Here is a 23,454-nt window from a genome sequence, read left to right on the forward strand (position 1 = left end):
TATGTATGATCTCCCGCGGTACCACCCAAATTAGTGTGTAACACTCGCTTCATTCATCCTTAACGCGGAAAACGGCAAACGCTACTTTTGTGTTCACGTATGCGACTCAAAGGCGAGTTCGTGATGGATCCTGTCTGGCTTGCACCGGCCGCCAGCTCTCTTGCACAGGTTTTGCACCACTACTACTCCTTGTCGAAGTCTTTCGTTATCAATATAGAGTTATTGTAATAAAATTCCCTCGCATATGCAAGCGGGGATAGAATTTTTGATGATAGTGAGTAGTATATGCTTGTAATGCCTTTTGGTGCAGCCTTTTACATAAAGGGCGTGGACTTAAAAGACCCATCTGCAGATTCAGATGGGTTCTAGGTGTTTACTTTTCCGTTTCTGCGGCCTCTAAAAGCAAATCAACAATATGGACGCCTCTCATTTTGCCAGAGAGTCCTTCACGCTCAACCCCGAGCTTCATTTGAAGAAGGCAGCCTGGATTTGCGGTTACAATCGTTGTTGCATGGGTGGCCTTTGCCTCTACCATTTTGGAATCGAGGAGCTGCATGGACATTTCACTCTCGACGATATTGTATATGCCTGCTGAACCACAGCAACGGTCAGCATTCTGCATTTCCTGGTATTGAATTCCCTTGATGGACTGCAGCAATGTCCTCGGTGCTGAAGCTGTTTTCATGACATTGCGAAGATGGCATGAATCCTGGTACGTAATGATTTGATGCGGGAGCTTCAAGTCCACTTTTTCATGGAAGCTTACTTCGACCAGGATTTGGGAGATATCCATGATTTTATCGGCAAATGCCTGGGCTCTTTCCTTCCATTCCGGATCATCCTTAAGCAAGTGGTCATAGTCAACAAGGAAGGCACCGCAGCCCCCTGCATTGGTGATGATGAAATCGACCCCTGTGTCCTCGAAGGCTTTAATATTGCGGCGGGCAAGCTCCTTCGCACCTTCCTTTTCACCACTATGTCCATGAAGCGCTCCGCAGCAGGCCTGGTCCTTCGGAATGACAATTTCACAGCCTGCAAGCTGCAAGAGCTTCATCGTTGCATTGTTTGTTTCCAGGAACATCGTATCCATCAGGCAGCCGCTGAAAAATGCGACCTTATGCGTCTTCGTGCCAATTGCTTCAAGGTGCTCAGGACGATTTTTCATTTCCTTCATTGTCGGCACATGCGGAAGAACCTTTTCCATCGTTGCGAGCGACTCAGGGAACAGCTTCATCACACCTGTTCCACGCGCCACTTTCTGCAGGCCGGAACGTTGATAGAAGCCAATCAGTCCAGTCAGTCCCCTCATCCGCTCCTGATGCGGGAATAGACCTTTGAAGACAGCATTTCTGACCACTTTTACCGGCATTGAAAACTTCTTGTTTTGATTGACAATATCACGGGCATCTTCGAGAAGATGGCCATAGTTCACCCCTGATGGGCAGACCGGTTCACACGCACGGCAGCCAAGGCAAAGGTCAAGTGACCGTTCAAAATCCTCATCCGGTTCGATGACCCCATCGACGACGGCCTTCATTAAAGCGATCCGCCCGCGTGGTGAATGTGATTCCTGATAGCCCGATTCGATATAGGTCGGACATGTTGGCAGACAGAACCCGCAGCGCATGCAGTTCAATAGTTCGTCGTGGTTCATCTTTTCCTGGAATTCTGTCTGGATTCTCTGCTGTTCTTGAATTGTTGTCATTGTTAAACCACCACCCGTTTCCTGCTGTCCTTCGCGAATACCTTGCCAGGATTCATGATATTGTTAGGGTCGAGAGCCGTTTTCACTGCCTTCATAGCCGCAATTCCTGCTGCTCCTAATTTCAACTCCAGGTAAGGTGCCTTCATGACGCCAACGCCGTGTTCACCCGTAATCGTCCCGCCGAATTCAATCGCCTTTTCAAAGATTTCCGCAAATGCCTTCTCGACTCTTTCCATTTCATCATGGTTCCGTGAATCTGTAGCACATGTAGGGTGAAGGTTTCCATCTCCCGCATGGCCAAAAGTGCAGATATTCAAGTCATACTTTTCAGCAATTTCATTGATGGCATTAACCATTCTCGCAATCTCTGACCTTGGTACAGTCGCATCCTCCAAAATGGTCGTCGGTGCTAATCTCGCAAGTGCTGACAACGCACTTCGGCGCGCAGTCCTCAGTGCTTCAGCCTCAGCTTCAGTTTGTGCAAGCTGCACAGATACAGCCTTTTCTTCTTTACAAACTTCGGCAATCCTCGCCATGTCACGCTCGACCACTTCTCTAGGACCATCCTGTTCAATCAATAACACTGCTTTGACATCTGTCGGCAGCCCGATCTTGGCAAAATCCTCTACTACTCTCAAAGTCGGCTGATCCAGGAATTCCAGCGTAGCCGGGATGATTTTGCTGGCGATAATCTTGGAAACTGATTTAGCTGCAGCTTCTATATCTTGGTACAAAGCCAGCATGGTTTGTTTTGTCTCAGGCATAGGAATCAGTTTAAGTGTTGCTTCGGTTATGACGGCCAATGTTCCCTCGGAACCAACCAACAGCCTGGTAAAATCATATCCGGCAACATCCTTCGCCAATTTCCCTCCTGTGGTGATGATGTCCCCGTTTGGGAGCACAGCCTCAAGCCCAATTACGTAATCCCTTGTCACCCCATACTTCAACCCGCGGAGGCCGCCAGAATTCTCATTGATATTGCCGCCGATGGTTGATATTTTCATAGAGCTTGGATCTGGTGGGTAAAATAGGCCTTTGGGTTCGACGGCACGGATCATATCAAGCGTTACAACCCCTGGCTGCACAGTGACGGTAAGATTCTCTTCGTCCACCTCAAGGATTTTGTTCATATGTTTGAAAAGAAGCACGATTCCGCCTTCTGTCGGACAAGTGCCTGCACAAAGATTCGTTCCTGATCCGCGAGGGACAATCGGGATTTGGTTCTCGTTGCATATTTTCACAATCTGCGATACTTCCTGTTTGTTGCGTGGACTTACAACCGCGTCCGGCATTGATTGAAAATTAGGTGTAGCATCATATGAATAGACAAGCCGCCCCGTTTTGGAATCATCAAAATTGGCAGCAGTTACGATTGAAACGATTTTTTCTTTGACCGTATTTGTAAGCATGAGTGTTCCCCCTCCGTAAAGTTAAATAAAGCCATTCATCAGTTCTTGAAAATTTTGCTGTTCTCGCAGATAAAAGAAAGATTCAGCTTCTGGTTTCTTTACGACCGTAGCAGAGCCGATGGAAGAATGCCGAAGACTGACATGAACATAAGAATTTGAAAACAACAATCAATGCAAATTAGCGGAAATAATCATTTTTGTGAAGCGAGCTGTTTTGCGGATATATTATTTTTTCACCGAAAACAATCCCCCTGAAAAAGTCGATTAGGAATCGCTTACAAAATAGTGGTATGGTCATCAGATGACCATACCTCAAATTATAGAATGTTCATTAGGGCAATTTCAATATATATTTACATTTAGTAAAATATTGTTAAGGTAAAGTACCGCATAATGAATGAAATTTCCCGTTACTTACCAATAAAAATTATTATTGATATGGGATAAAACTGTATAATGAGAGTCAAGAGAACGAACTTTGGAGGATATACCTTGCAATACAATAAAATAAAACCTAAGAAGATATATGAAGAAGTCGCAGAAGCAATCCACACGATGATCAGTTCTGGTGAATTGCAGCCAGGGGATAAATTGGATTCTGTCCAGCAGCTGGCGGAGAACTTCCAGGTGGGCCGTTCTGCCATCAGGGAAGCATTGACAGCTTTGAGAGCGATAGGGCTCATCGAAATCAGGCAGGGCGAAGGAACATATGTGAAACAGTTCGAGTCTGAGCAAATCAGTTTCCCTTTATCGACAGCCATCCTGATGAATGCACAGGATACAGCTCATCTGTTGGAAGTAAGGAAAATTCTTGAGGCCGGTACCGTCTTTTCCGCTGCAAAGAAACGGACAGAACACCAGCTGCAGACAATAAAGGAAGCGCTCGAGGAAATGAAGAGTGCGAGTGGTGATGAGGAGCTTGGTGAAAAGGCAGACTTACAATTTCATATGGCCATTGCTGAAAGCTCGCATAATCCATTGTTGATCAGCCTGATGAACCATGTTTCAGGACTGATGGGAGAAACGATGAAGGAAACACGAAGGCTCTGGCTCTACTCGAAACAAACTACAACAGATCGCCTCTATGAGGAACATCATGCTATTTACGAAGCGATTAAGGACCAGGATGCAGAAGAAGCAAGGCGTGTGATGCTCAGCCATATCGAGAACGTCGAAATGATACTCCATAAATACATAGACCAGGCAAAAAATTAGGGAATAGATCATATTAATTCAAAATAAGCTGGCAACCGAAAAGGTGGCCAGCTTATTTTGATTATTGTATCGTATACCCTCCGTCGATGACAGCAGCCTGGCCAGTGATTCCTTTTGCTGCATCACTGGCGAGGAACATCACATAGCTGGCGATTTCTTCGACAGCCAGCAGCCGCTTTTGCGGCACGAGCGGGAAAATGACTTCTTCAAGCACTTTTTCAAGCGGGACATTCCTTGTTTCTGCAAGGCTTGAAAGCTGATTCCGCACAAGCGGTGTGTCGACATACCCGGGGCAGACTGCGTTCACTGTGATGCCATACTCAGCCGCTTCGAGTGCAGCTACCTTCGTCAAACCAATGACTCCGTGCTTGGCACTGTTATAAGCTGCTTTACCGGCAAAACCAACTAGCCCATTGATGGACGCCATGTTGATCACCCGGCCAGAACCTTGCTCTTTCATGACTGGCAGCACATGCTTCAGGGCTACAAACGGAGCTGTCAGCATCACCTTGATCAACAGTTCGAATTTTTCAGTAGGAAAGTCTTCGATCAGGGAAACATATTGCAGTCCGGCATTGTTGATGAGAACATCGACACGCCCAAAGTGCCTAACGCAATTCTCAACTGCCTGTTCAATGTCTTTTTCGCTCGTGACATCACATTTTAAACCCGCTGCTTCATATCCAGTTTCACGCAGGCTGGCAGCTGCTTTTCCCACAGCTTCTTCCTGTAAATCCGTTAAAAATACCTTCGCGCCCTGCTGAGCAAAACCACGTGCGATCTCAAATCCGATTCCCTGGGCGGCACCGGTAATCAGGATTACTTTATCTTTTACCATCGGGAAACTCCTTTCCTTAAGGCTCTTTTCTAAAACTTTGTTGCTGTATGCTACAAAATAGGGTTGAATTAGTTAAGATTGTTCACACAATTCACGACTATTATGAGAAAAGAGCTTGCAAACTTAGTACCGACCTACACAATGGCTATTATCACGTTAAAATCGGCTTTAGGATTTTAACAACAATCTTTACGAAAACAGCCTTCCTTAAATACCTAATCCTAGAGAGAACAGAACAATCGCGATGGCCACGCCAATCAGCGGCACAATGACAGTCACGGCTGCGACTGGATTGTATGCATCCTGATGGGACTCGCCGCAGATGGCCCGGACAGTCGTGACCACATAACCATTATGCGGCAGGGAATCAAGTGCACCGGAGGAAATGGCTGCTACCCTGTGGAGGGCTTCCGGATTGACGCCCATATCCATGTAATGAGGTGCGAGCAATGGAAGCGCAATTGCCTGGCCTCCTGAAGCTGAACCAGTCATCCCGGCAATAACACTGACGGCAATCGCCGCCCCGATCAACGGGCTTCCCGGGATATTCGTCATCGCATCAACCGCTGTCTGGAAGGCCGGCACTGCCTTCGCCACACCGCCGAATCCGACGACTGCAGCCGTGTTGCCGATTGCAATCAAGGCACCCATCGTTCCTTCTGAAAGTGCTTCCCAGAAATTTTTGAAGTACTTACGATTCAATAAGTAGGCAGATACAACGCCACCCAGCAAAGCGATGATCAGCGCTGATTGTTTCAATGAATCATGGAAAACGAAGGAAATCACCAATACCACAACCAAAGGAATCAGCCCCATTAAAGGATGTGGCAGCTCGCGTTTCTCCATCGTCGGGTCTGTCTTTCGCGCTTCAAATTTCTCCCCCTTTGCGACGGCCTTTGTGATCATTCGTTTCAGCCACCAGTAACCAAAAATCATCATGAAGACGGCAACGATGGCGCTTACCTCCCAGCCTGCAAGCGGAGAAGTATTAAGGAATTCAATCGGGATCCAGTTCTGGATCTCCGGAGAACCGGCAGACGTCATCGTGAAGGTAACCGACCCGAAGGCCAATGCAGCTGGAATGAAACGCCTTGGCAGATTTGCCTGCCTGAACAAGCTTAAAGCCATTGGATAAACAGAAAATGCTACGACAAACAAGCTGACTCCGCCATATGTCAATACGGCACAGGCAGCGACAATGGCTAGCACAGCATACTTCATGCCCAGCTTATCGACAATGAATTCGGACACACTGTCAGCCGCGCCACTGTCCTCCATTACTTTTCCAAAAATCGCCCCGAGCAGGAACATCATGTACCATGCAGTAACGAATCCCGAAAACCCAGTCATATAGTTCCCAACAAAGTTGGCCGCGCCTTCTTCAGCCAGCTGCGGAAACAGTGGCATCCCGCTCAACACAGCAACGAACAACGCCGAAATCGGCCCGACAATCAGAAGGTTCATGCCCCTCATCGTCAGATAAATCAATAAAGCCAAACCGCCAATCAATCCAATCATACTCAGCATACTTTTTCCCCCTTGTATTTTTTAAATGAAAACAACCGCAAACTGCCCTCCCTGTCCTTCGAATTGATAACGCTTACAAAAAGATTGAATAAAATTGCTGTCTTATCTTATTGCAACTATCGTGCCAACTTTTCATTGCGGACGGGACCGTTATTTTTTATAATTTTCAGTCATTTATTTCCGGATTTCCGGACTCTATTAATCTTCTATTCATCTTCCTTAATAGAGATTTGCTTTTTTAACCTGTCCTTCTCCTGTTGATTAATAACATTCATACAGTGAAAACCCACCTTAATTTTGCTAGAAAACAAGGAAGTCCGGAAACTCGGACAGCATTCCGAATTTCCGGACTACAAGAGACCGTATTTATTAAGCTTTTCATACAGTGTGGACTTGCTGATTCCCAGTTCCCTTCCCACCAGGACTTTGTCGTCATGATTCCTTTCAAGACTTTGCTTCAGTACCCATTTTTCTGTTTCTTCAACAATATCCTTAAGCTTCTTATTGTTGAAACGATATATGGCAGTCTGTGTTTGCAGGTAATCCGGCAGGGAATCCATGGTGATTTGTTCTCCCTTTGTCAAATGGACCGCAGCTTCGATGACATTTTGCAATTCGCGGATATTCCCCGGCCAGCTGTAGGATTTCAGAATTTCCATCACATTCCTTTCCATCCCTGCAATCCGCTTGCCTAACCGGTTCGTGACCTTGTCGATAAAATAGGCGATCAGGAGCTTCAAGTCTTCAGCTCGCTCCCTTAATGGAGGGACACTGAACGGTACGACATTGATCCGGTAAAACAGATCCTCCCTGAACCGCTTTTCCTCAATCATGTTCTCTAGCGGCCTGTTGGTGGCAGCAATTATCCGTACATCAACCGAAATCGATTTCGTTGAACCAATCGGCTCAATTTCCCCATCCTGCAAGGCGCGCAACAGTTTAACCTGCATGCTTAACGGCATGTCCCCAATCTCATCCAGGAAGAGGGTGCCGCCATTGGCCAGCTGGAATTTCCCCTTCTTTCCTCCCTTTTTCGCGCCTGTAAACGCTCCTTCTTCATAGCCAAACAACTCGGATTCCAGAAGGTTTTCGGGGATGGCGCCGCAGTTCACCTTGATGAAAGGCTTCTGGCTTCGGCTGCTTAACTGGTGGATACTGTGGGCGAACAGTTCTTTACCTGTTCCGCTCTCTCCCCTGATCAAAATCGAAATATCGCTGTTTGACACCATTTTCACTTTATCTTTTAAACTGACAATTTGCTGAGATTCGCCAAGAATGTCATCAAGCGTATATTTCACGCCAGAATCAATTTTCTGGATGTATGGCTGCATCCTTGTGAGCAGGCTTTTCACATGGCTGTCCATTTTCATCCATTCCTGAGTATCCCTGAAAAACACGGTCCCAAATGCAGCTATAACCTCTCCATTTTTTATGATCGGGACCCTGTTGGCAATCATGTAATTGCCTTTGATGTACTGCAGGTCTGCCAGTTCTTCCTTGCCGGTCTGGGCCACAATATGCATCCTGGTATTCTCGATGACTTGAGTCACATGCCTGCCTATCGTTTCTTCACGGTTGACTTCAAGGAATTCACAATAATTATGGTTAATATAAATGATCCTTCCTTCCCGATCTACGACCACAAGCCATTCAAACGCATTCTCGACAATCGTCTCAATAATGTCTGCTGGAATATGCAGAAGCTTCGTATTCATAATCCGCCACCTGGTTTTTCTTTTGATTTTATCATATTTTTCTGAAAATAATATACAACATGAAAAAAGCACCTGAAACAAAACAGGTGCTTTCGCCTACATTAACTGCATGGTCGTGATGCAGGTCTGGTCATTCTCAAAAGTGGATATTTGAGATTCAACACTTTTACCTTCAGATTCAATCCTTGTTTTGAACTTGTTATCACGTGGAAGCCATAAATCGATGAATCCATTCTGCTGGGACTTCATCTTTTCGTCAACGATCACGTTTCCGTCCTCATCCTCAATATATACATCAAACTCTTTTTCAACCAATTCACCTTGACAACCTGTCAAGCTATGATTCGTTCAAGGATGGGTCTGATTTTCATAAGGTGCGATTGAGACGAAGAAGTCTTCTTTCGAAATGTCATAGACTTGCTTGTCCCCTTCACTGTCCGCAATCGTCAGCTCATGTGAGGTGATGGAAGCATTGTGGCCCTTAATCTTGCCTGTGCTGTAATCACTCACCAATTCCTTGATGTTTTGCTGTTGTTGTTGTTCAGGTTCAGCCGATTCTTCTCCGCCATTGCCATTGCAGGCAGTTAACAAACCAGCAGCCAAAAACACAATTCCGAAGATTTTAAATTTCAACCCATTCACCCCCTTATCTTTCAAAATATGATTATATCTTATTTTAAATGTAAAATATGCATTTTTCATCGAGAAAAAATGCATATATTGTGACCAATTAAAAGAGGAGCCGGACATCTAGCCCAGCTCCTTCCGTTATGCTTGTGCAGCAACATTGTGAGATTCCTTTAATTTACGGTCATAAATTACGGTAGTGAAGATCCCGGCGAACATGATCGCAATCAGGACTGCGAATAACATGGGCATACCGTACAGGTCGACAAGGATTCCGCCCATGAGTGGCCCGATCATCCTGCCGCCAGTAGCGGTGCTGTTGACGATTCCCTGGTAAAAGCCTTCCCTGCCTTTTGGAGCGAGGTCATTAGCGATTGTTGGTACAGCCGGCCAAATCAGCATTTCCCCGATCGTCAGGATCACCATGCCAGCAACGAATCCTGAGAATGCATGAGCTCCTGCCGCCACCGCGTAGGAAACCATGAAAATGACCATTCCGATGATGATCTGCAGTTTCAGCTTATTCTGGAACGGCTTGATCAGCCTGTTCACGACTGGCTGGCCAAGCACGATCAATGCACCGTTAATGGTCCAGAGGATACTGTACTGGTTCAGGGAAATGTTCAATTCCTGAGTGTACGCTGCAATCGTTGTTTGCCATTGGACGTATCCAACCCAGCATAGCAAATAGCCGACAGCCAGGATCAAAAGCGCATACAACTTGGTATGGCTTTTGATCATGCCGTTTTCCTGGAGGACGTTCGTTTGCTTCGCAGCCCTGGTGTCAATACCGCGATAGCCCAAAATAGCAATCATCATGAAAATCAGGTACATTGCTACGTTCGCTATGAAAATCAGCTGGAATGAATAGGATGCGACGAGTCCGCCAAGCGCTGCTCCAACAGCAACTCCGAGATTCTGAGCCACATAAATGGCGTTGAATGCTTTACGGCCGCCTTCTTTCCAGACCGACCCAGCCATTGCGTACATCGCCGGAAATACGATTCCAGAGCCAAAACCAACCAGTGTCAAAAAGAAAATATACTGCGGCCATCCCGGCCAAAAAGTCAAGCCGAGCAGTGCCACGATCGTAATGCTGATTCCAAGAATAATAGACTTGTAACCGCCGATTTTATCAAAAAGACTGCCGCCAAAAAGATTGCCGATTACGCTCGCAGCGGAATTCAGCATCAAGACGATGCCGGCAACAGACAATGATTTGCCGAGGTGATCATGTATATAGATTGTGTTCAAAGGCCATAAAAAAGAGGAACCAGTAACATTGACTGCCATCCCAATAATCAAAAGCCACAAGGCTCTAGGCATGAAAAACGCCTTCTTTCATTCTATAAGTTTCGAAAAAACAAAAAGCGCAAGCGCCTTGTTCAGCCCCGACAAGCACTGGAGGGCCGACCAGTGAAGTCGTTCTTTGACTTCATTGGGCGGACCGAAATCGAAAAGTATAGCCGACTGTCCAGAAACGCAGAAACTGGAAACTCCGACAAAGAAGCGCTTTTTGCTTCTGCCGGCGGAGTTGAAGTTTCGGAGTTTCTAGGAGGCGACACTAGACAAGTGACTCGAGGGGCTAGGCGCTGGAGCTGGATTAAGAAAACATATACAGCAACCCAAACAGCATATAATTTTAATTTCCTACACAATACCAAAGTAATTCTAGAGCTTTTCACAATTGGTTGCAATAGGAATTTATGCAGAAATGCGAAGTTGAAATTTTCTATTTTTTTTGAGTTGGAATGAGGGAATTACTTTTGTTTTTTAGTCCGCGGAAATATGAGAAGGAATCACGGAATAATTTTTTTTGGGGATGCATTCAATTATGCAGAATCGACGTCAGTTTCTCCAAAAAAACGTGGTATTCCAGAAATTTGTGAAAACAAATCCTGGATTATTGACACCCACCCCATTTTCTGTAAAACTAAAGAAAACACCGTACAAACTAGCATTTGCACAGTGTTTTCCTATTTATCTATTCTCTGAATTTACTATTCTCTATTTTTTTGGAGCTGGCTGTTGGGCCGGGAAGTAACTGTTGATTGCTTTGTCTTTCTTCTTGAAGTTATCTTTTTCGTCGTAAACAGCCTTCTTCACCTTTTCAATCTCTGTCTTGAGCTCTTCTAAATTGACGCCTTTCCTGGTCAATTCTTCGATGGCAATATTGATTGCCGCGTTTGATTCTTCAATTGAAACCCTCAATGAATCCATGGCTCCCTGCGGATTATGGAATCCAGCCGAACTTTCAGCCGCTACAATATCCCAGAACCATTGTCCTTTCCTGATGTGCTCCTGCGCCTGCTTGATCTTTTCTTCACTTACTCCTGAGGTAATCATCTTATTCACGTAATAGTGTGAAGTAATCGAAATATCCTCGGCCTTATGAAGAGCTTCCATATGTGTTTCCTGGATTCCCATTACGCGATCTTTCAGCTCATCAATATCCCTGTTGCTATGGCAGGTTGCGCATGACTGATCCATTGTCTTCAGAGGAGACGTCCACCAGTGTGAACTGATTTTCTTTTTGCCGTCGACCCTGTCATATGGCATGTGACAGTCTGCACATGTTACTCCAGCCTCGCCATGCGGACCTTCGATATGTGTCTCAAAGTCAGGGTGCTGGGACTTCAGCATTGGTGTCCCAGAAATATTGTGGACCCAGTCCTTTTCGAAACCTTGTTCTTTGGCGGTAGTCTCATAGTACTCATACATGTCTTCAGGCTTGAATCCGTTTGCCCAAGGATAAGTAACTTCACTATTGTCAGCAGCAAAGTAGTACTCTACGTGGCATTGGCCGCAGACATAGTTCCTCATGTCATTCTTGGTTGGGTTGGACATGTCGATGCCCTGTGATTCCATTGCCTTGATGAAGCTTGGGCGGGTGACACGCAAGTCCATCGTCTGCGGGTCATGGCAGTCTGAACAGCCGATTGGCGAATGGCCCATCGCTTCTGCTTTCGGCCAGATATCCTGGTTGAAATTGCCGCTCCAGTAGTCATCACCCATTTCCTCGATCATGTGCGGTACGGCAGTCGACTTACAGGTTAAGCATGAACCGACTGACTTGTCAGTGATCCGCGCGATCGCACGGATATCTTCATTTGCATAAATATGACCACGGTCCTCATTGTACTCGGTCGCAAACCCATACCCGTTAAAAAGAACAGGCAAATACGGCTCCTTATCATGGTCGAATTTGCTTCGTTTAACAGAACCGCTGTATTTCGTATCTTCCATTTTTTCATTTTGCAAATAACTGTCATATTGTAGCGGAAAAAGGTCCTTGAAGGCCTCATTGCTGATTTCATCCTTGCTTAGCCCCGTTTTCAGCTCACTTGCGGAAGTCGCTTCTTCCTCTGAGCCGGAGCAGCCTGTTATGATGAGCATGACAGCCGCAAGGAGCAAATATGCCCAGCGGAAATTTTTAGCCATTGTTCATCGTACCTCCTTTTTTCTCTAAAAGCTCGCCTGGTTTCGGCGGTTTAAAATAATCTTCTGTCTTGAAGCCTTTGCCGTGCGGAACTGCCTGGTGGCAGCTTGAACAGCTGTCCTTTGCATCGTGCGAAACATTTTCCAGCGTGTTTTCATGGCAGCTGATGCAGTTCTCATTGATGACTTCGTCAGAGCTTTCCGTTGCGTGGAGCACCTTCGGGATTTTCGCTTCCCCCAGCGTATTGTAGTACACATGGGTCATGCCCGCCTTTGCCTTATAGGTGTATTTTTTCACCATGTTCTCATGAGGCAAATGGCAGTCCCCGCAGGCCAGCCCGGCGTGGTTGGAATCGGAAAACGAGTCATGGACCTCTGTCATGATATGGCAGCTTGAACAGAATTCAGGTGAATCCGTATAAGCGAGTGTCTTGACCGTGACGACAGAAACAATGATTCCAGCGAACACACCAATGAATAACAGCATCTTCTTGTCTATTCCCAGCAGCTTTTTCAGCATCTCTTTCACCTCCCTTAAAGCAAACTACTAAAAACTGTCTTCGCATTCGTACTCACATTGTTGTTACGAAAACAGCCTTATTAAAACACGAATGTGCTTTAACCAAGGTCATGGTGAAACTTTCTCCTGGATCAGAGTGATTAAATCTTCCTCCGTGGTCGGGCCGGAAAAACGCTCGACAATGATACCGTCCCCATCGATGATGATGGTCTCAGGCTGTCCGATCACATTGTAATTCTTCGAAATCTCTTCTTTCGTATCCAAAAGATACGTAAGGCTGGATTTGCTTTCTCCGATGTATTTCTCCATCCGTTTTTTCGATTCGCCTTTAGCGAGAATCAACAGCTTTGCGTCCTTATATTCTTTGCCGAATGCCTCCAGTTCAGGTGCCTCATCAATGCATGGTGCGCACCATGTCGCGAAAAAATTGAGGACGACCGTCTGGCCTTTAAAATCAGACAGTTTATAAGTTTTGCCGTCAATATCCTTCAGTTCAAAGTCGATCGACTGGTCACCAGGCTTGGCGGATACCTTCCCGCCCAATCCGCTGACCAAAAAGCCAAGGACCCCAATGACAGCAGCAATCACGATGAGTGGAACGATTTTTTTGCCCATTTTCATCACCCGCTTTTTAAAAATCTGAGTTCCATTCTTCGAGTAGTTCAAGCTCTTTTTTCAGCTGCTTCTGGCGGCGGCCAAGCACAACGACATACCCCGCAATCAATGTCCAGATCACTGTATACCCCATGAATAAGTAAGTCATTTTTCATTCCTCCTTAATTATTAGCCCGCAAGCTTTTCGATTGCTTTTGATTTCGCCTTTTTGACGATATGCCTCATCTTTTCAATTTCGATGCCCTTTCGCATCAGGAATGTATAAAGCAAGGTGATGGTAAAAATCGAGAACAGCAAGGTGACAAGCATATCCGGCTCGATTCCGCCTCCTGACTGACTTTTGCCTTCACCGAATACAATTGGATGAAGCTTAGTGTTCCACCAGCGAATCGCCATGAAGACAATCGGCACATTGATGACACCAATAATGCCAAAAACCGCTGACAGCCTGGCTATTTTTTCCCTTGAACCATCCATCTTGCGGACGAAAAGATAGGCGACATAGATGAACCAGAGGATCAGCGTTGTCGCAAGGCGTGGTTCCCATGTCCACCACGTATTCCAGCTTGATTTTCCCCAGATCATCCCAGTGATCAAGGTGATCGTGGTGAAAAGGACACCAATTTCAGCGGATATTCCGGCATTGATATGATGCTGAAGCCTCGGCTTGATCAGTACCCTGACACTGTGATAGCCAACGACACCAAATGCGAGGAATGCGACCCAGGCACTGCCAACATGGAAGTAAAATATTTTTTGCGTGGCACCCATCATCTTTTCGACAGGCGACCAGATAAAAATCAGGTAAAGCGCGATAAAAAATGATGGTATCAACGTAAAGAGCAAAATCCGGTCTACTAAACCAGCATTCTTTTTCATCAAGACCCCTCCATAATAAATTCAAATAATAAAAAGCACGCTGCCAGGAACAACAAATCGTAAGCAGCCATCAAGCTAATCCATGACGCTGCGTCCGCAATCATTTCATTTCCCAGAACGATTCTTGTCGCCTGGACTCCGGCAATCAGCAATGGGCTTAAAAGTGGCAGCAGCAAGACCGGCAATAGCATTTCGCTGTTTTTGGCATTCGCTGACAGGGCAGCCAGGAATGTGCCGACGATGATAAAGCCCAGTGTTCCAATGACAACAATAAAAATGAACCAGCTTAATTTTCCAAAAAAGCGGTAGTCGAACAGCAGGAACAGCACCGGGATGCTTACCAACTGAACAGCCGTGACAAGGATGAAATTCGCCAGCACCTTCCCAAGATAAATACTCGAAGGATCAATGGGCGCCGCGCGCAGTCCAGTCAGGGCATCATTTTCATGCTCCGAAAGAAACGAGCGGTTCAGGCCAAGGATCCCTGAAAACACGGTGATCAGCCAGACCAAACCTGGAATGACAGCCTTCACCATATTGTTGGTTGGATCGAAGGCAAAGCTGAAGATGAGGACGACGAGACTGGAGAAAATAATCATCATCCCAATCGTCTGCTTCGACTTCACCTCATTGCGAAGGTCCTTGCTGGCAATCGTCCAGGCATCGCGGAAAATTGACATCATGAGCTTTTCACCTCTGCTTCATACCATCGCTTCATCTCTGCCAGGCTGACATCTTCACCTAGTGGCCTGGTCGCGATGATTTTCCCCTTTTTCAGCAATGCAGCCCTGTCAGCAAGTGCATGCACCTGCTCGAAATCATGCGAGATGATCAGGATTGATGTCCCGCTGTCCCGCTTGTTTTTAATGATTTGATTCAGGAGCGCGACGGCTTCCTGGTCAAGTCCGGTGTGCGGCTCATCGAGCATCAGGATTTCAGGATCAGGCAGGAGCACCCGTGCAATCGCCAGCCTCTGAAGCATTCCTCTTGAGAATGAGCAGATTGGCATATCGCGGAAAAGGTATAACCCAACCTCCTTTAAAAGCTCATTCGCTTTCCTGTCAAGGTCCTTCACCTTGTAGAGCCTTCCGTAAAATCTAAGATTCTCGAGCGGGGACAGATTATTGTACAGGAATGATTCATGACCTAAGAACCCAATCCGCTGCTTGATCTGAGCCGAGTTTTTCTTGATGAGCTTTCCATCAAGGAGAATCTCTCCGCTTGTAGGCTGCAGTAATCCGACCGTACATTTGAAGAACGTACTCTTGCCGGCGCCGTTTGGCCCTATCACTGCGAGGATTTCCCCTTTTTCAAGTGTAAGGGTGATGTTCCGCAGGATCAGTTTATCTCCCAGCATTTTGGTCATTTTTCGCAGTTCCAGCATGGTCCCCAACTCTTTCATCCAGTGTATTGTTCCAATTCCTTGTTCACCTGGTCCAGTTGGCCCTGGTAATCAAGCTTTCTTTTGTTAAAAATTTTTTCCGTGATTTCTGCTGAGCCGAGCCTGCCTTCCAATCCGGCAAGCTCCTCCTCAATCACTTTTTTCCTTAGTAAAAGATGCCTGAACAGTTTTTCATCCTCGCCAATCACCTCATGTGCAGCAACCCGTTTCCGTTGAAAAAGCCACAATAGAAAGAGCACAACTCCCAGAAACATCAGCACATAATGTGGATTCAACAAGTTCAAACCAGGCGTCGACAGCCAGAAGTTCACGAGCCATTCAGGATGATAGGCAGGAGCCATTCAACTCACCCCTTATGCTGGCGGATTTTTCTCAGTTCCCTGAGGATTTCTTCTTCCGCTTCGTCAGCCTGCAAGTTGCCCTTGCCTTTTGGCAGCATCCTTTTGCCTTGCTTAAGCGTTTCTGTTTCTTCCCTTAATAGGTCAGCTGCGAGCAATTGATAATTTTCCTTCATTTTCTCAAAATCCTCACGGTTGATTTTTTTCATCAGAAAGTCCATTTCCAGTTCATTCACTGCGCTGTATACTTGCTCAAGTGTCAACCTTTCACCCTCTGCTTCCGTTCCCGCGGCCTGGCTCTCGCCAGAAGAAAAGAAGGGAGAGATAATGAAGTAAAAGCAAGTAATGATCACGAGTGATCCAATTATTAAAAATACATAATCCATTTTCATCAACTCCTAGAAAAGCTTTCGGCGCTCTTCGTCAAAAGTTTTTGATGCGATTTCCTTCTCGATTTCGGAATCCCATCCTGCATTGGCTTCAACGTTGGCTTCCGCCTTTTTGATTGTTAATTTCCTGATCCAGACTCCGACGATCACAGTTCCGATGCCGAACCCTGCAGCCGGCATTCCCCAGGCAATCCAGCCGCTTGTGCCGCCGCCCGGTGTCCTTAAGGCTGCCTGCCCGTATTCATCAACATAGGACTGGATGATTTCCGGCTCTGATTGGCCGCCATTCAGCATCTCGACAACTTCGTCATAATAAATTTTCTTGATTGAACAGGTGGATAGATCATGGTCTGCATGCCCCTGCATATCAAGCTGGGCGATGATGTGCTTGAATTCCTTCGAGTTATATGTGAAAGCTGATGTCAGGCCAGGAATCAGGATGAAGCAAAGAAATGTCGCAACGATAATTTTCTTGTTCATCTCCATCACCTTCCCGCGATTTTATTGGTCTGATAGCGAATCGAAGCAGGTCTGCCGCCAACTAAAGCTATTGCAGTGCCAATCACCATGATGATACCGCCAAGCCAGATCCAGCTGACAAATGGATTCACTTTTACCATGAACGTGACTTTGTCTTTGTTCTCCCAGGAACTGAGCACCACGTATAAGTCCTGGCTCCAGTTCGTCTTGATCGCTACCTCTGTTGATGGCTCAGGCCATGTTTCATAGAAGATTTTTTCCGGCTTGATTTTGCCGATGGCCTTGCCTTTATAAGTCACATCCACATCCGCCGCGACCACTCCATTGCCATTTTTCATATGTTCGGTCAGTTCGTTGAATTTCAGGTTGTATTCGCCAATCTTGATGCTGTTCCCAGCGTCGACGGTTTTCAATACTTCTGTTGAGTAAGAGTGGGAAGATATGACCCCCACCGCAATCAGGGCAATCCCGATATGAACGATATATCCGCCATAGCGGCGCTGATTTTTCACCGTAAGCTTGAAAGCGGCTTTCAGGATGTTCTCCTTCGTCGCTTTCCGTCTTGCGCTAATGCCCCTTGCGAATTCAAGCAAATGTGTTCCAAACATGAAGCTTGTTGCCGATAACCCGATCATGGCGTATATTCCTCTAACACCGAATGCGAACAGAAGGATGGCAGTCACCACACCCATTGCAAGCGGCCAGAGCATGTTTTTCATGAACTTATCAAATACGGCTTTTTGCCAGGCGATCAGCGGACAGATACCCATCAGTACGATCAGCACCAGCAGGATCGGGGCCATGACTTTATTGAAGTATGGTGCTCCGACATTGACCTTTGTTCCCGTGAACGTTTCCGAAATCAGTGGATACATCGTGCCCCAGAAGACGGCAAATGCTGCCGCCACGAAAATCAGGTTGTTCAGCAGGAAGCTGCTTTCCTTTGAAAAATAAGCTTCGATCGAACTGCTGTCTTTCTTGATCAGTCCATATCTTGTCATGACGATATATAGCGAGAAGAGCATCATGAACGCCATGAAAATAAGGAAGTAAGTCCCAAGGTTACTGTCGCCGAATGCGTGGACACTTGTCAGGACTCCGCTTCGGACGAGGAAGGTTCCAAACAATGTCAGGATGTAAGAGAGAATGATCAAGCTTACATTCCAGGTTTTCAGCATGTTTTTCCGTTCCTGGATCATGACCGAATGCAGGAATGCCGATACGGTCAGCCACGGAAGGAAGGAAGCATTCTCAACCGGATCCCAGGCCCAGTAGCCTCCCCAGCCAAGCTCAAGATAAGCCCACCAGCCGCCGATCACGTTCCCAAGTGTCAGGAACAGCCATGCAAGCAAGGTCCATCTTCGCGTCAGCTTGATCCATTCCGAATCCATCCTCTTCAGGATCAGTGCCGCAATCCCGAACGCGAATGGAACCGCCAATCCGACATAGCCCATATAGAGCGTCACAGGATGGAGGATCATCCCTGGATTCTGCAGCATCGGGTTCAATCCTTTTCCGTCTGCCGGGATTTTATCAGTCATTTCAAAAGGATTGACATTCAGGGCCATCACCGTGAAAAAGAACAGGATATTCACCAGCAGGATGGTTGAGACATAGGGCATCATAGGGTTCTTCTTTTCTTTTGAAAAAACGACCATTGCCGCATAGATTGATAAAAGGAAAGCCCAAAGCAGCAGGGAGCCGGCATTTCCAGCCCAGAAGGCTGTCAGCTTGTAAGCCATTGGCAGGCTTTCATTTGTATAGGAAGCCACATATTTATATTGGAACTGGCTTGTTCCGAGAAGGTAGAGCAGCAGGAACGATGCGATGCTCGCGACGAAAGCCAGCGAGAGAACGGCTCCTCTGGCACTTTCAAACCACTTGCTGCTTTTCTTCTTTATTCCTGTAAGGTTGGCGATGATTCCATACAGTGAAATCACGATTCCAAGGTAGATTGAGATATTCCCGATCAAATACATACAGATAACCACCCATCTGTTTTATTCCTGCTGGTCATTTTTGTACATTTCCTTATGCATTTCGCTATCATAGTTCTCCATGTCTTCGCCTTCATATTTTGTAGGGCATTTCGTCTGGACTTTCTCCGCTTCGAACACCCCGTCTTTTTGGATGAAACCTTCCACTAAAACAATGACATCTTCTGAGAAGTTATCTGGCTTGATTCCTTTATGGAATACCTGCAGTGTGCCCTGGCCTTCCTCGTAAAGCTCAAAACGAAGCTCCAGCTTATCGGCATCCCATTTCACCGATTCCTTATTGAGCAATCCCTGGGTCATGATATAATCGCCCTCATAGCTTGCTCTGCTTTTGTTCAGGTCCGCGATCGTAATTTCCTTGCTCCCGGCACTTGGCATTGTCGAAAACATCATGATGACGAAGGCAATAGCTGCAAGTCCCAGGCCGATTATGATTTTTTTGTTTTTGGACATCACTTTCTACCTCCCAACTTTTTAAGCAGTTCATTATATTCTGTTTCCGTAATGCTTCCTTCCACGAGCATTCCACGGAGTTTTGCCTTTTTCGGATCAATATCAGAGGCTGCATTTTCTTGTGCTGGCTTTGTTTTTCTCTTCATGAAGAAAATCAGGAGCACAGCAGCGATGAGTGTGACACTTCCGACTACCGTTATGACAAGCCACAAAGGCATTTTTTCGTCATTCTGTTTTACGGTGCCAGCCTTTTTCGCATCGCCGGCCATGTCCTCCATGATCTCGGCTGTCGTCCTGCCATCAGTTCGTTTGTATTCGAGCTTGATGTTCTTTGCTTCACCGGCTTTCATTCCCTGGCTCTGATAAAGGAACATGTTCATGTTGTAGGAATTTTTCTGCTGCTGCTCTGAAGCAGGTTCGAGCTTGAAGGTTTCCGAATTGAGCGGTTCAACGAAAATCAGGTTCAGCAAACCGATTTCCGTAAAGCTTGTAAAATCGTAAGCGAGCTTTTTTGTGCCGTCTTTCTCGCTGATGCTGTCGGTGTAGTACTCAATCACAAATTTGTAAATCTCCCCTGGCTGGATTTCCTCACTCGTTTCCCAGGAAATTGTTCCTTTATCCTGATCCAGCTCATATTCGATTTCATTCATTTCAGTAAGGTCCCGTGAATAATCACCAGCGAATCCAATCCGGAAATTTTCCTCATCCATTGGGAGCGGAATGACTACCTGGCCTTTTTGCGGTTGTTCTGCATTATTTTTCAGGGCACCATGGTAACCCACCAGCAGTGGAGGGTTCTTCTTTTTATCTTTCGGATGGTAAGAATACTCGGGCATCACCTGGATGGTGAGCTCCTCCATATTCAGGACATTTGATTTGTCCTCTGCGCCTGCCAGGCCTGGCAGCTGAAAAATGAACAATAACATGAAGGACATTGCTAGCTGAAAAACTTTCATCTTCTTGACTCCTTTCTATATGTGACGAATTCGTGAATATTTTCACAAGATAACTTTCACTTAAGATCGAATTACTTTTAATCAGCCGTTTTTTTAAATTTCCTGCTCGTGCTTTGCTACCTTATTTAAACCATTTCTCAGAGACTTCAATCTGTGATTTAAATCACGGAATTCCCGACAGTTTTATCCGAATTGTGAACGGGGGGTATTTGTTGAATAAACAAGTATGTGAGTCAGCGACGATTGACTCCATAAAAAAACCCCACTTCCTATAAGAAAGTGAGGGTGTTACAAATTTATGAAGATTGCCCTTATTCGGGATGGAATTTTGACTTTACAGGCTGCCCGCCGCTTTGTTCATACTTTTTCTTGGATTCTTTGATTGGGTCATGCTCCATTCCAAGCTCCAGATCCTGGTTGTTTATTCCATTCCGCGTCTTTTGTTCAGGATTGTTCTGCTTTGAGCGCTTTTTCAAAGGTAATCCCTCCTGTTTAATGATCAAGCAAAATCATATTGTTTTGAACCTGCTGAAGCTGCAGCCTCATTCTGTGCAGCTGGTCACGCTGCTGTGCATTCGCACTGAAGGAAAGCTTGGCGAGATCATTGTAAGCATCTTCAATCGCCTGCAGGGCGCTCGTGAAACCACCGTTATCATAATGCTGCTGAGTTGCCGCGCTTTTATATTGTTCCTGGGCAAGATTGATGGCATCCTCACATTGCTGAAGTAGCTGGTCAACCGATTGACGTGTTGCCAATTTTAGCCCCTCCTTTTCTTGATGCTGAAGCAAGTCCGCTTCTTCTTTATTTTGTTCACAATAGATTTTCCTATCACGTTTTCGTTAATGTTTAATGTTGGCAATTGATTTTGTTAAAAATTAGACATTTTGGAGCGCAACTTTGTCCGAAATGTTCAAGAAACCTCTTTTTATAGACATTTTGGAGCGCAACTTTGTCCGAAATGTCCAAGAAACGCCTTTTTATAGACATNTNNGAGCGCAACTTTTTCTGAAATGTCCAAGAAACCTCTTTTTATAGACATATTGGAGCGCAACTTTTTCTGAAATGTCCAAGAAACGCCTTTTTATAGACATTTCAATTCGAAAAGCCGTAATCAACCCTTTGTAATGTTTTTGCAATTGGATTCACCTATTGTAAGTGGTACAATTTTTATTATTACTGACTGACAGGTTATAAGGAGGTTACTGGCATGAAACAGGCCAACCCTTTTCCATACGCAACAGATGATAAACGGTACCACACATGGAATTACCATTTGCGGAACCATTTTGGCCACAAGGTCTTCAAGGTGGCGCTTGATGGCGGTTTTGATTGTCCGAACCGTGATGGCACGGTGGCTCACGGAGGGTGCACCTTCTGCAGTGCAGCTGGTTCAGGAGATTTCGCCGGTGACCGGGTAGAAGATCTCGGCACACAATTCAAGAAGATAAAGGAAAAGATGCATACGAAATGGAAAGACGGCAAGTATATGGCCTATTTCCAGGCTTTCACGAATACACATGCACCGGTTGAGGTCCTTCGGGAAAAATACGAAACAGTTTTAAACGAGGAAGGTGTCGTAGGAATTTCCATCGCAACTAGGCCTGATTGCCTTCCTGATGATGTCGTCGAATATCTTGCTGAACTGAATGAACGCACGTACTTATGGGTTGAGCTTGGTCTTCAGACTGTCCATGAAAAAACGGCCAATTTAATCAATCGCGCCCATGATTACCAGACATACAAAGAAGGCGTGGACAAGCTACGCAAACACGGCATCAGAGTTTGTTCGCACATCATTAACGGATTGCCATTGGAGACTCCGGAAATGATGATGGAAACGGCGCAAGAAGTCGCCAAGCTTGATGTCCAGGGTATCAAGATCCATCTTCTCCATTTGCTGAAAGGCACGCCGATGGTCAAGCAGTATGAAAAGGGCATGCTTGAATTCCTCAGCTTTGAGGATTATGTGAAATTGGTCTGTGACCAGCTCGAAATCCTGCCGCCGGAAATGATCATCCACAGGATTACAGGAGACGGCCCGATTGAACTGATGGTCGGCCCGATGTGGAGCGTCAACAAATGGGAAGTGCTGAATGGGATTGACAAAGAACTGAAACGCCGCGACAGCTGGCAGGGTAAATTCTATACTGGAAACAAAGTGGTGATTAAGAATGAAGCTTGAGAGAATCCTTCCATTTGCGCGGAATCTCCTTGAGCAGTCGGTTAAGCCGGGGGATATTGCGGTAGATGCTACGGTGGGAAATGGACATGATACATTATTTTTGGCTAATCTTGTAGGGCCTTCAGGTCGGATTTACGGCTTCGACATTCAGGATGAAGCATTAATGGCATGCAAAACAAAACTCCGCGATCACGAATTGCAGGACCAGGTCACCCTGTTCCATAACGGACATGAAAACATCACAGAATGCATCCCGCCGCTGCATTTCGGTAAAATAACCGGTGCCGTTTTTAACCTTGGATATCTGCCAGGAGGAGACAAAAACATCGTCACCGTACCCAAAACAACCATCCATGCCATCGACCAGCTGCTGGGAATCATGGCACCGGAAGGCATCATCGTGATCGTGATTTACCACGGTCATCCAGAAGGCAAAGTAGAACGGGAATATTTATTGCGTTATGTGAAATCCCTCGATCAAAATATCGCACACGTTTTAGAATATAAGTTCCTGAACCAAAAGAACAATCCGCCGTTTATTATTGCGATTGAGAAGAGATGAAGAGCCTTCCCAAGATCGGGAGGGCTTTTTTCTTTGAAGGCTGTACCATTTTTAAGGGAGTGAAGTTTTGCTTATATATGACGGGATTTTTTGACTTTAGGCGCCAAGTTTACATGGCACCTTTCCCGAGTTCTGCGACCGTAATCTGGGCATTTACTCCTTTTCGGGCGCAGCTTCTCCTTTTCTGCGACCGTAATCCGAGTGAT

25 protein-coding genes and 1 other annotated feature (1 of these 26 cut by a window edge) are annotated in these 23,454 nt (G+C 46.0%); of the genes, 3 read left to right on the top strand and 22 right to left on the bottom strand.

Annotated elements, in window-relative coordinates:
• Positions 1–205 (bottom strand) — a binding site (T-box leader); it reaches 16 nt to the left of the window's first position.
• Between the two features lie 168 nt (positions 206–373).
• Together ACNAZ4_RS15425 and glcD are read right to left on the bottom strand one after the other, a co-directional pair.
• Positions 374–1,705, bottom strand: a complete 1,332-nt coding sequence (locus ACNAZ4_RS15425) for a (Fe-S)-binding protein (RefSeq protein WP_415815710.1) — start codon at positions 1,703–1,705, stop codon at positions 374–376.
• Between the two features lie 2 nt (positions 1,706–1,707).
• Positions 1,708–3,114 (bottom strand): glycolate oxidase subunit GlcD, encoded by a 1,407-nt coding sequence (glcD, locus tag ACNAZ4_RS15430; protein ID WP_415815712.1) that lies wholly within the window; start codon positions 3,112–3,114, stop codon positions 1,708–1,710.
• Positions 3,115–3,606: 492 nt separating this feature from the next.
• Between glcD and ACNAZ4_RS15435 the strand changes: the two genes are divergently transcribed.
• Positions 3,607–4,329, top strand: a complete 723-nt coding sequence (locus ACNAZ4_RS15435) for a FadR/GntR family transcriptional regulator (protein ID WP_415815714.1) — start codon at positions 3,607–3,609, stop codon at positions 4,327–4,329.
• A gap of 61 nt (positions 4,330–4,390) precedes the next feature.
• On the opposite strand, the gene ACNAZ4_RS15440 is transcribed toward ACNAZ4_RS15435, so the two are convergent.
• From ACNAZ4_RS15440 to ACNAZ4_RS15535, 20 genes are all read right to left on the bottom strand, one after another.
• Positions 4,391–5,167, bottom strand: a complete 777-nt coding sequence (locus ACNAZ4_RS15440) for a 3-hydroxybutyrate dehydrogenase (RefSeq protein ID WP_415815716.1) — start codon at positions 5,165–5,167, stop codon at positions 4,391–4,393.
• Positions 5,168–5,374: 207 nt separating this feature from the next.
• Complete coding sequence (locus ACNAZ4_RS15445; RefSeq protein ID WP_415815718.1) at positions 5,375–6,694, bottom strand: GntP family permease; 1,320 nt, start codon at positions 6,692–6,694, stop codon at positions 5,375–5,377.
• Positions 6,695–7,044: 350 nt separating this feature from the next.
• Positions 7,045–8,409, bottom strand: coding sequence for a sigma-54 interaction domain-containing protein (locus ACNAZ4_RS15450; RefSeq protein ID WP_415815720.1), 1,365 nt, complete (start codon positions 8,407–8,409; stop codon positions 7,045–7,047).
• Positions 8,410–8,505: 96 nt separating this feature from the next.
• Positions 8,506–9,042: a CueP family metal-binding protein gene (locus ACNAZ4_RS15455; protein WP_415815722.1), complete on the bottom strand. Its 537-nt coding sequence runs from the start codon at positions 9,040–9,042 to the stop codon at positions 8,506–8,508.
• Between the two features lie 135 nt (positions 9,043–9,177).
• On the bottom strand, positions 9,178–10,362 hold the full coding sequence (locus ACNAZ4_RS15460; RefSeq protein ID WP_415815724.1) for an MDR family MFS transporter: 1,185 nt from the start codon (positions 10,360–10,362) through the stop codon (positions 9,178–9,180).
• Between the two features lie 681 nt (positions 10,363–11,043).
• Positions 11,044–12,477: an ammonia-forming cytochrome c nitrite reductase subunit c552 gene (locus ACNAZ4_RS15465; RefSeq protein ID WP_415815726.1), complete on the bottom strand. Its 1,434-nt coding sequence runs from the start codon at positions 12,475–12,477 to the stop codon at positions 11,044–11,046.
• On the bottom strand, positions 12,470–12,994 hold the full coding sequence (locus ACNAZ4_RS15470; protein ID WP_214709189.1) for a cytochrome c3 family protein: 525 nt from the start codon (positions 12,992–12,994) through the stop codon (positions 12,470–12,472). Before ACNAZ4_RS15470 ends, ACNAZ4_RS15465 begins: the two co-directional genes overlap by 8 nt.
• A 108-nt stretch (positions 12,995–13,102) precedes the next feature.
• Complete coding sequence (locus ACNAZ4_RS15475) at positions 13,103–13,609, bottom strand: TlpA family protein disulfide reductase (protein ID WP_415815729.1); 507 nt, start codon at positions 13,607–13,609, stop codon at positions 13,103–13,105.
• A gap of 16 nt (positions 13,610–13,625) precedes the next feature.
• Positions 13,626–13,757: a CcmD family protein gene (locus ACNAZ4_RS15480; protein WP_214709193.1), complete on the bottom strand. Its 132-nt coding sequence runs from the start codon at positions 13,755–13,757 to the stop codon at positions 13,626–13,628.
• 20 nt (positions 13,758–13,777) lie between these two features.
• On the bottom strand, positions 13,778–14,488 hold the full coding sequence (locus ACNAZ4_RS15485) for a cytochrome c biogenesis protein (RefSeq protein ID WP_415815731.1): 711 nt from the start codon (positions 14,486–14,488) through the stop codon (positions 13,778–13,780).
• Positions 14,488–15,171 (bottom strand): heme exporter protein CcmB, encoded by a 684-nt coding sequence (locus ACNAZ4_RS15490; RefSeq protein WP_415815733.1) that lies wholly within the window; start codon positions 15,169–15,171, stop codon positions 14,488–14,490. The genes ACNAZ4_RS15485 and ACNAZ4_RS15490 overlap by 1 nt, the downstream gene beginning before the upstream one ends.
• Positions 15,168–15,872, bottom strand: a complete 705-nt coding sequence (ccmA, locus tag ACNAZ4_RS15495) for a heme ABC exporter ATP-binding protein CcmA (protein WP_415815735.1) — start codon at positions 15,870–15,872, stop codon at positions 15,168–15,170. Before ccmA ends, ACNAZ4_RS15490 begins: the two co-directional genes overlap by 4 nt.
• Before the next feature lie 14 nt (positions 15,873–15,886).
• Complete coding sequence (locus ACNAZ4_RS15500; protein ID WP_415815737.1) at positions 15,887–16,231, bottom strand: hypothetical protein; 345 nt, start codon at positions 16,229–16,231, stop codon at positions 15,887–15,889.
• A gap of 5 nt (positions 16,232–16,236) precedes the next feature.
• Positions 16,237–16,614, bottom strand: coding sequence for a hypothetical protein (locus ACNAZ4_RS15505; RefSeq protein ID WP_415815739.1), 378 nt, complete (start codon positions 16,612–16,614; stop codon positions 16,237–16,239).
• Between the two features lie 12 nt (positions 16,615–16,626).
• The gene (locus ACNAZ4_RS15510; RefSeq protein ID WP_415815741.1) at positions 16,627–17,097 is read right to left on the bottom strand and encodes a cytochrome c-type biogenesis protein CcmH; all 471 of its coding nucleotides are present in this window, start codon (positions 17,095–17,097) and stop codon (positions 16,627–16,629) included.
• Between the two features lie 5 nt (positions 17,098–17,102).
• Entirely contained in the window at positions 17,103–19,076 is a 1,974-nt protein-coding gene (locus ACNAZ4_RS15515; RefSeq protein ID WP_415815743.1) for a heme lyase CcmF/NrfE family subunit, read from the bottom strand.
• 21 nt (positions 19,077–19,097) lie between these two features.
• Positions 19,098–19,547, bottom strand: a complete 450-nt coding sequence (locus ACNAZ4_RS15520; protein WP_415815745.1) for a cytochrome c maturation protein CcmE — start codon at positions 19,545–19,547, stop codon at positions 19,098–19,100.
• Positions 19,547–20,503 (bottom strand): hypothetical protein, encoded by a 957-nt coding sequence (locus tag ACNAZ4_RS15525; RefSeq protein WP_415815746.1) that lies wholly within the window; start codon positions 20,501–20,503, stop codon positions 19,547–19,549. The genes ACNAZ4_RS15520 and ACNAZ4_RS15525 overlap by 1 nt, the downstream gene beginning before the upstream one ends.
• A gap of 311 nt (positions 20,504–20,814) precedes the next feature.
• Entirely contained in the window at positions 20,815–20,979 is a 165-nt protein-coding gene (locus ACNAZ4_RS15530; protein WP_415815748.1) for a glycogen biosynthesis protein GlgD, read from the bottom strand.
• A 16-nt stretch (positions 20,980–20,995) separates the two neighbouring features.
• On the bottom strand, positions 20,996–21,259 hold the full coding sequence (locus ACNAZ4_RS15535; protein ID WP_415815750.1) for a YtzC family protein: 264 nt from the start codon (positions 21,257–21,259) through the stop codon (positions 20,996–20,998).
• A gap of 452 nt (positions 21,260–21,711) precedes the next feature.
• Here ACNAZ4_RS15535 and mnmL point away from each other — a divergent pair, with 452 nt between their 5' ends.
• Together mnmL and mnmM are read left to right on the top strand one after the other, a co-directional pair.
• Positions 21,712–22,686, top strand: coding sequence for a tRNA modification radical SAM protein MnmL/YtqA (mnmL, locus tag ACNAZ4_RS15540; RefSeq protein ID WP_415815752.1), 975 nt, complete (start codon positions 21,712–21,714; stop codon positions 22,684–22,686).
• Positions 22,676–23,248, top strand: a complete 573-nt coding sequence (gene mnmM / locus ACNAZ4_RS15545) for a tRNA 5-(aminomethyl)-2-thiouridylate-methyltransferase MnmM (RefSeq protein WP_415815754.1) — start codon at positions 22,676–22,678, stop codon at positions 23,246–23,248. The genes mnmL and mnmM overlap by 11 nt, the downstream gene beginning before the upstream one ends.
• The last annotated feature ends 206 nt before the right edge of the window (positions 23,249–23,454 follow it).

Origin of the sequence: Mesobacillus thioparans (genome assembly GCF_965138835.1) — a bacterium.
Lineage (GTDB): Bacteria > Bacillota > Bacilli > Bacillales > Cytobacillaceae > Mesobacillus > Mesobacillus thioparans.

Bases quoted from the DNA above. Each gene is read 5' to 3' on its own strand.
- ACNAZ4_RS15445 (WP_415815718.1), bottom strand. From the start codon at position 6,694: ATGCTGAGTATGATTGGATTGATTGGCGGTTTGGCTTTATTGATTTAT.
- ACNAZ4_RS15475 (WP_415815729.1), bottom strand. From the start codon at position 13,609: ATGGGCAAAAAAATCGTTCCACTCATCGTGATTGCTGCTGTCATTGGG.
- ACNAZ4_RS15460 (WP_415815724.1), bottom strand. From the start codon at position 10,362: ATGCCTAGAGCCTTGTGGCTTTTGATTATTGGGATGGCAGTCAATGTT.
- ACNAZ4_RS15450 (WP_415815720.1), bottom strand. From the start codon at position 8,409: ATGAATACGAAGCTTCTGCATATTCCAGCAGACATTATTGAGACGATT.
- ACNAZ4_RS15425 (WP_415815710.1), bottom strand. From the start codon at position 1,705: ATGACAACAATTCAAGAACAGCAGAGAATCCAGACAGAATTCCAGGAA.
- mnmL (WP_415815752.1), top strand. From the start codon at position 21,712: ATGAAACAGGCCAACCCTTTTCCATACGCAACAGATGATAAACGGTAC.
- ACNAZ4_RS15515 (WP_415815743.1), bottom strand. From the start codon at position 19,076: ATGTATTTGATCGGGAATATCTCAATCTACCTTGGAATCGTGATTTCA.
- ACNAZ4_RS15525 (WP_415815746.1), bottom strand. From the start codon at position 20,503: ATGAAAGTTTTTCAGCTAGCAATGTCCTTCATGTTATTGTTCATTTTT.
- ACNAZ4_RS15505 (WP_415815739.1), bottom strand. From the start codon at position 16,614: ATGGATTATGTATTTTTAATAATTGGATCACTCGTGATCATTACTTGC.
- ACNAZ4_RS15500 (WP_415815737.1), bottom strand. From the start codon at position 16,231: ATGGCTCCTGCCTATCATCCTGAATGGCTCGTGAACTTCTGGCTGTCG.
- ACNAZ4_RS15470 (WP_214709189.1), bottom strand. From the start codon at position 12,994: ATGCTGAAAAAGCTGCTGGGAATAGACAAGAAGATGCTGTTATTCATT.
- ACNAZ4_RS15465 (WP_415815726.1), bottom strand. From the start codon at position 12,477: ATGGCTAAAAATTTCCGCTGGGCATATTTGCTCCTTGCGGCTGTCATG.
- ACNAZ4_RS15490 (WP_415815733.1), bottom strand. From the start codon at position 15,171: ATGATGTCAATTTTCCGCGATGCCTGGACGATTGCCAGCAAGGACCTT.
- ACNAZ4_RS15520 (WP_415815745.1), bottom strand. From the start codon at position 19,547: ATGTCCAAAAACAAAAAAATCATAATCGGCCTGGGACTTGCAGCTATT.
- ACNAZ4_RS15485 (WP_415815731.1), bottom strand. From the start codon at position 14,488: ATGAAAAAGAATGCTGGTTTAGTAGACCGGATTTTGCTCTTTACGTTG.
- ACNAZ4_RS15440 (WP_415815716.1), bottom strand. From the start codon at position 5,167: ATGGTAAAAGATAAAGTAATCCTGATTACCGGTGCCGCCCAGGGAATC.
- ACNAZ4_RS15510 (WP_415815741.1), bottom strand. From the start codon at position 17,097: ATGAACAAGAAAATTATCGTTGCGACATTTCTTTGCTTCATCCTGATT.
- mnmM (WP_415815754.1), top strand. From the start codon at position 22,676: ATGAAGCTTGAGAGAATCCTTCCATTTGCGCGGAATCTCCTTGAGCAG.
- ccmA (WP_415815735.1), bottom strand. From the start codon at position 15,872: ATGCTGGAACTGCGAAAAATGACCAAAATGCTGGGAGATAAACTGATC.
- glcD (WP_415815712.1), bottom strand. From the start codon at position 3,114: ATGCTTACAAATACGGTCAAAGAAAAAATCGTTTCAATCGTAACTGCT.
- ACNAZ4_RS15480 (WP_214709193.1), bottom strand. From the start codon at position 13,757: ATGACTTACTTATTCATGGGGTATACAGTGATCTGGACATTGATTGCG.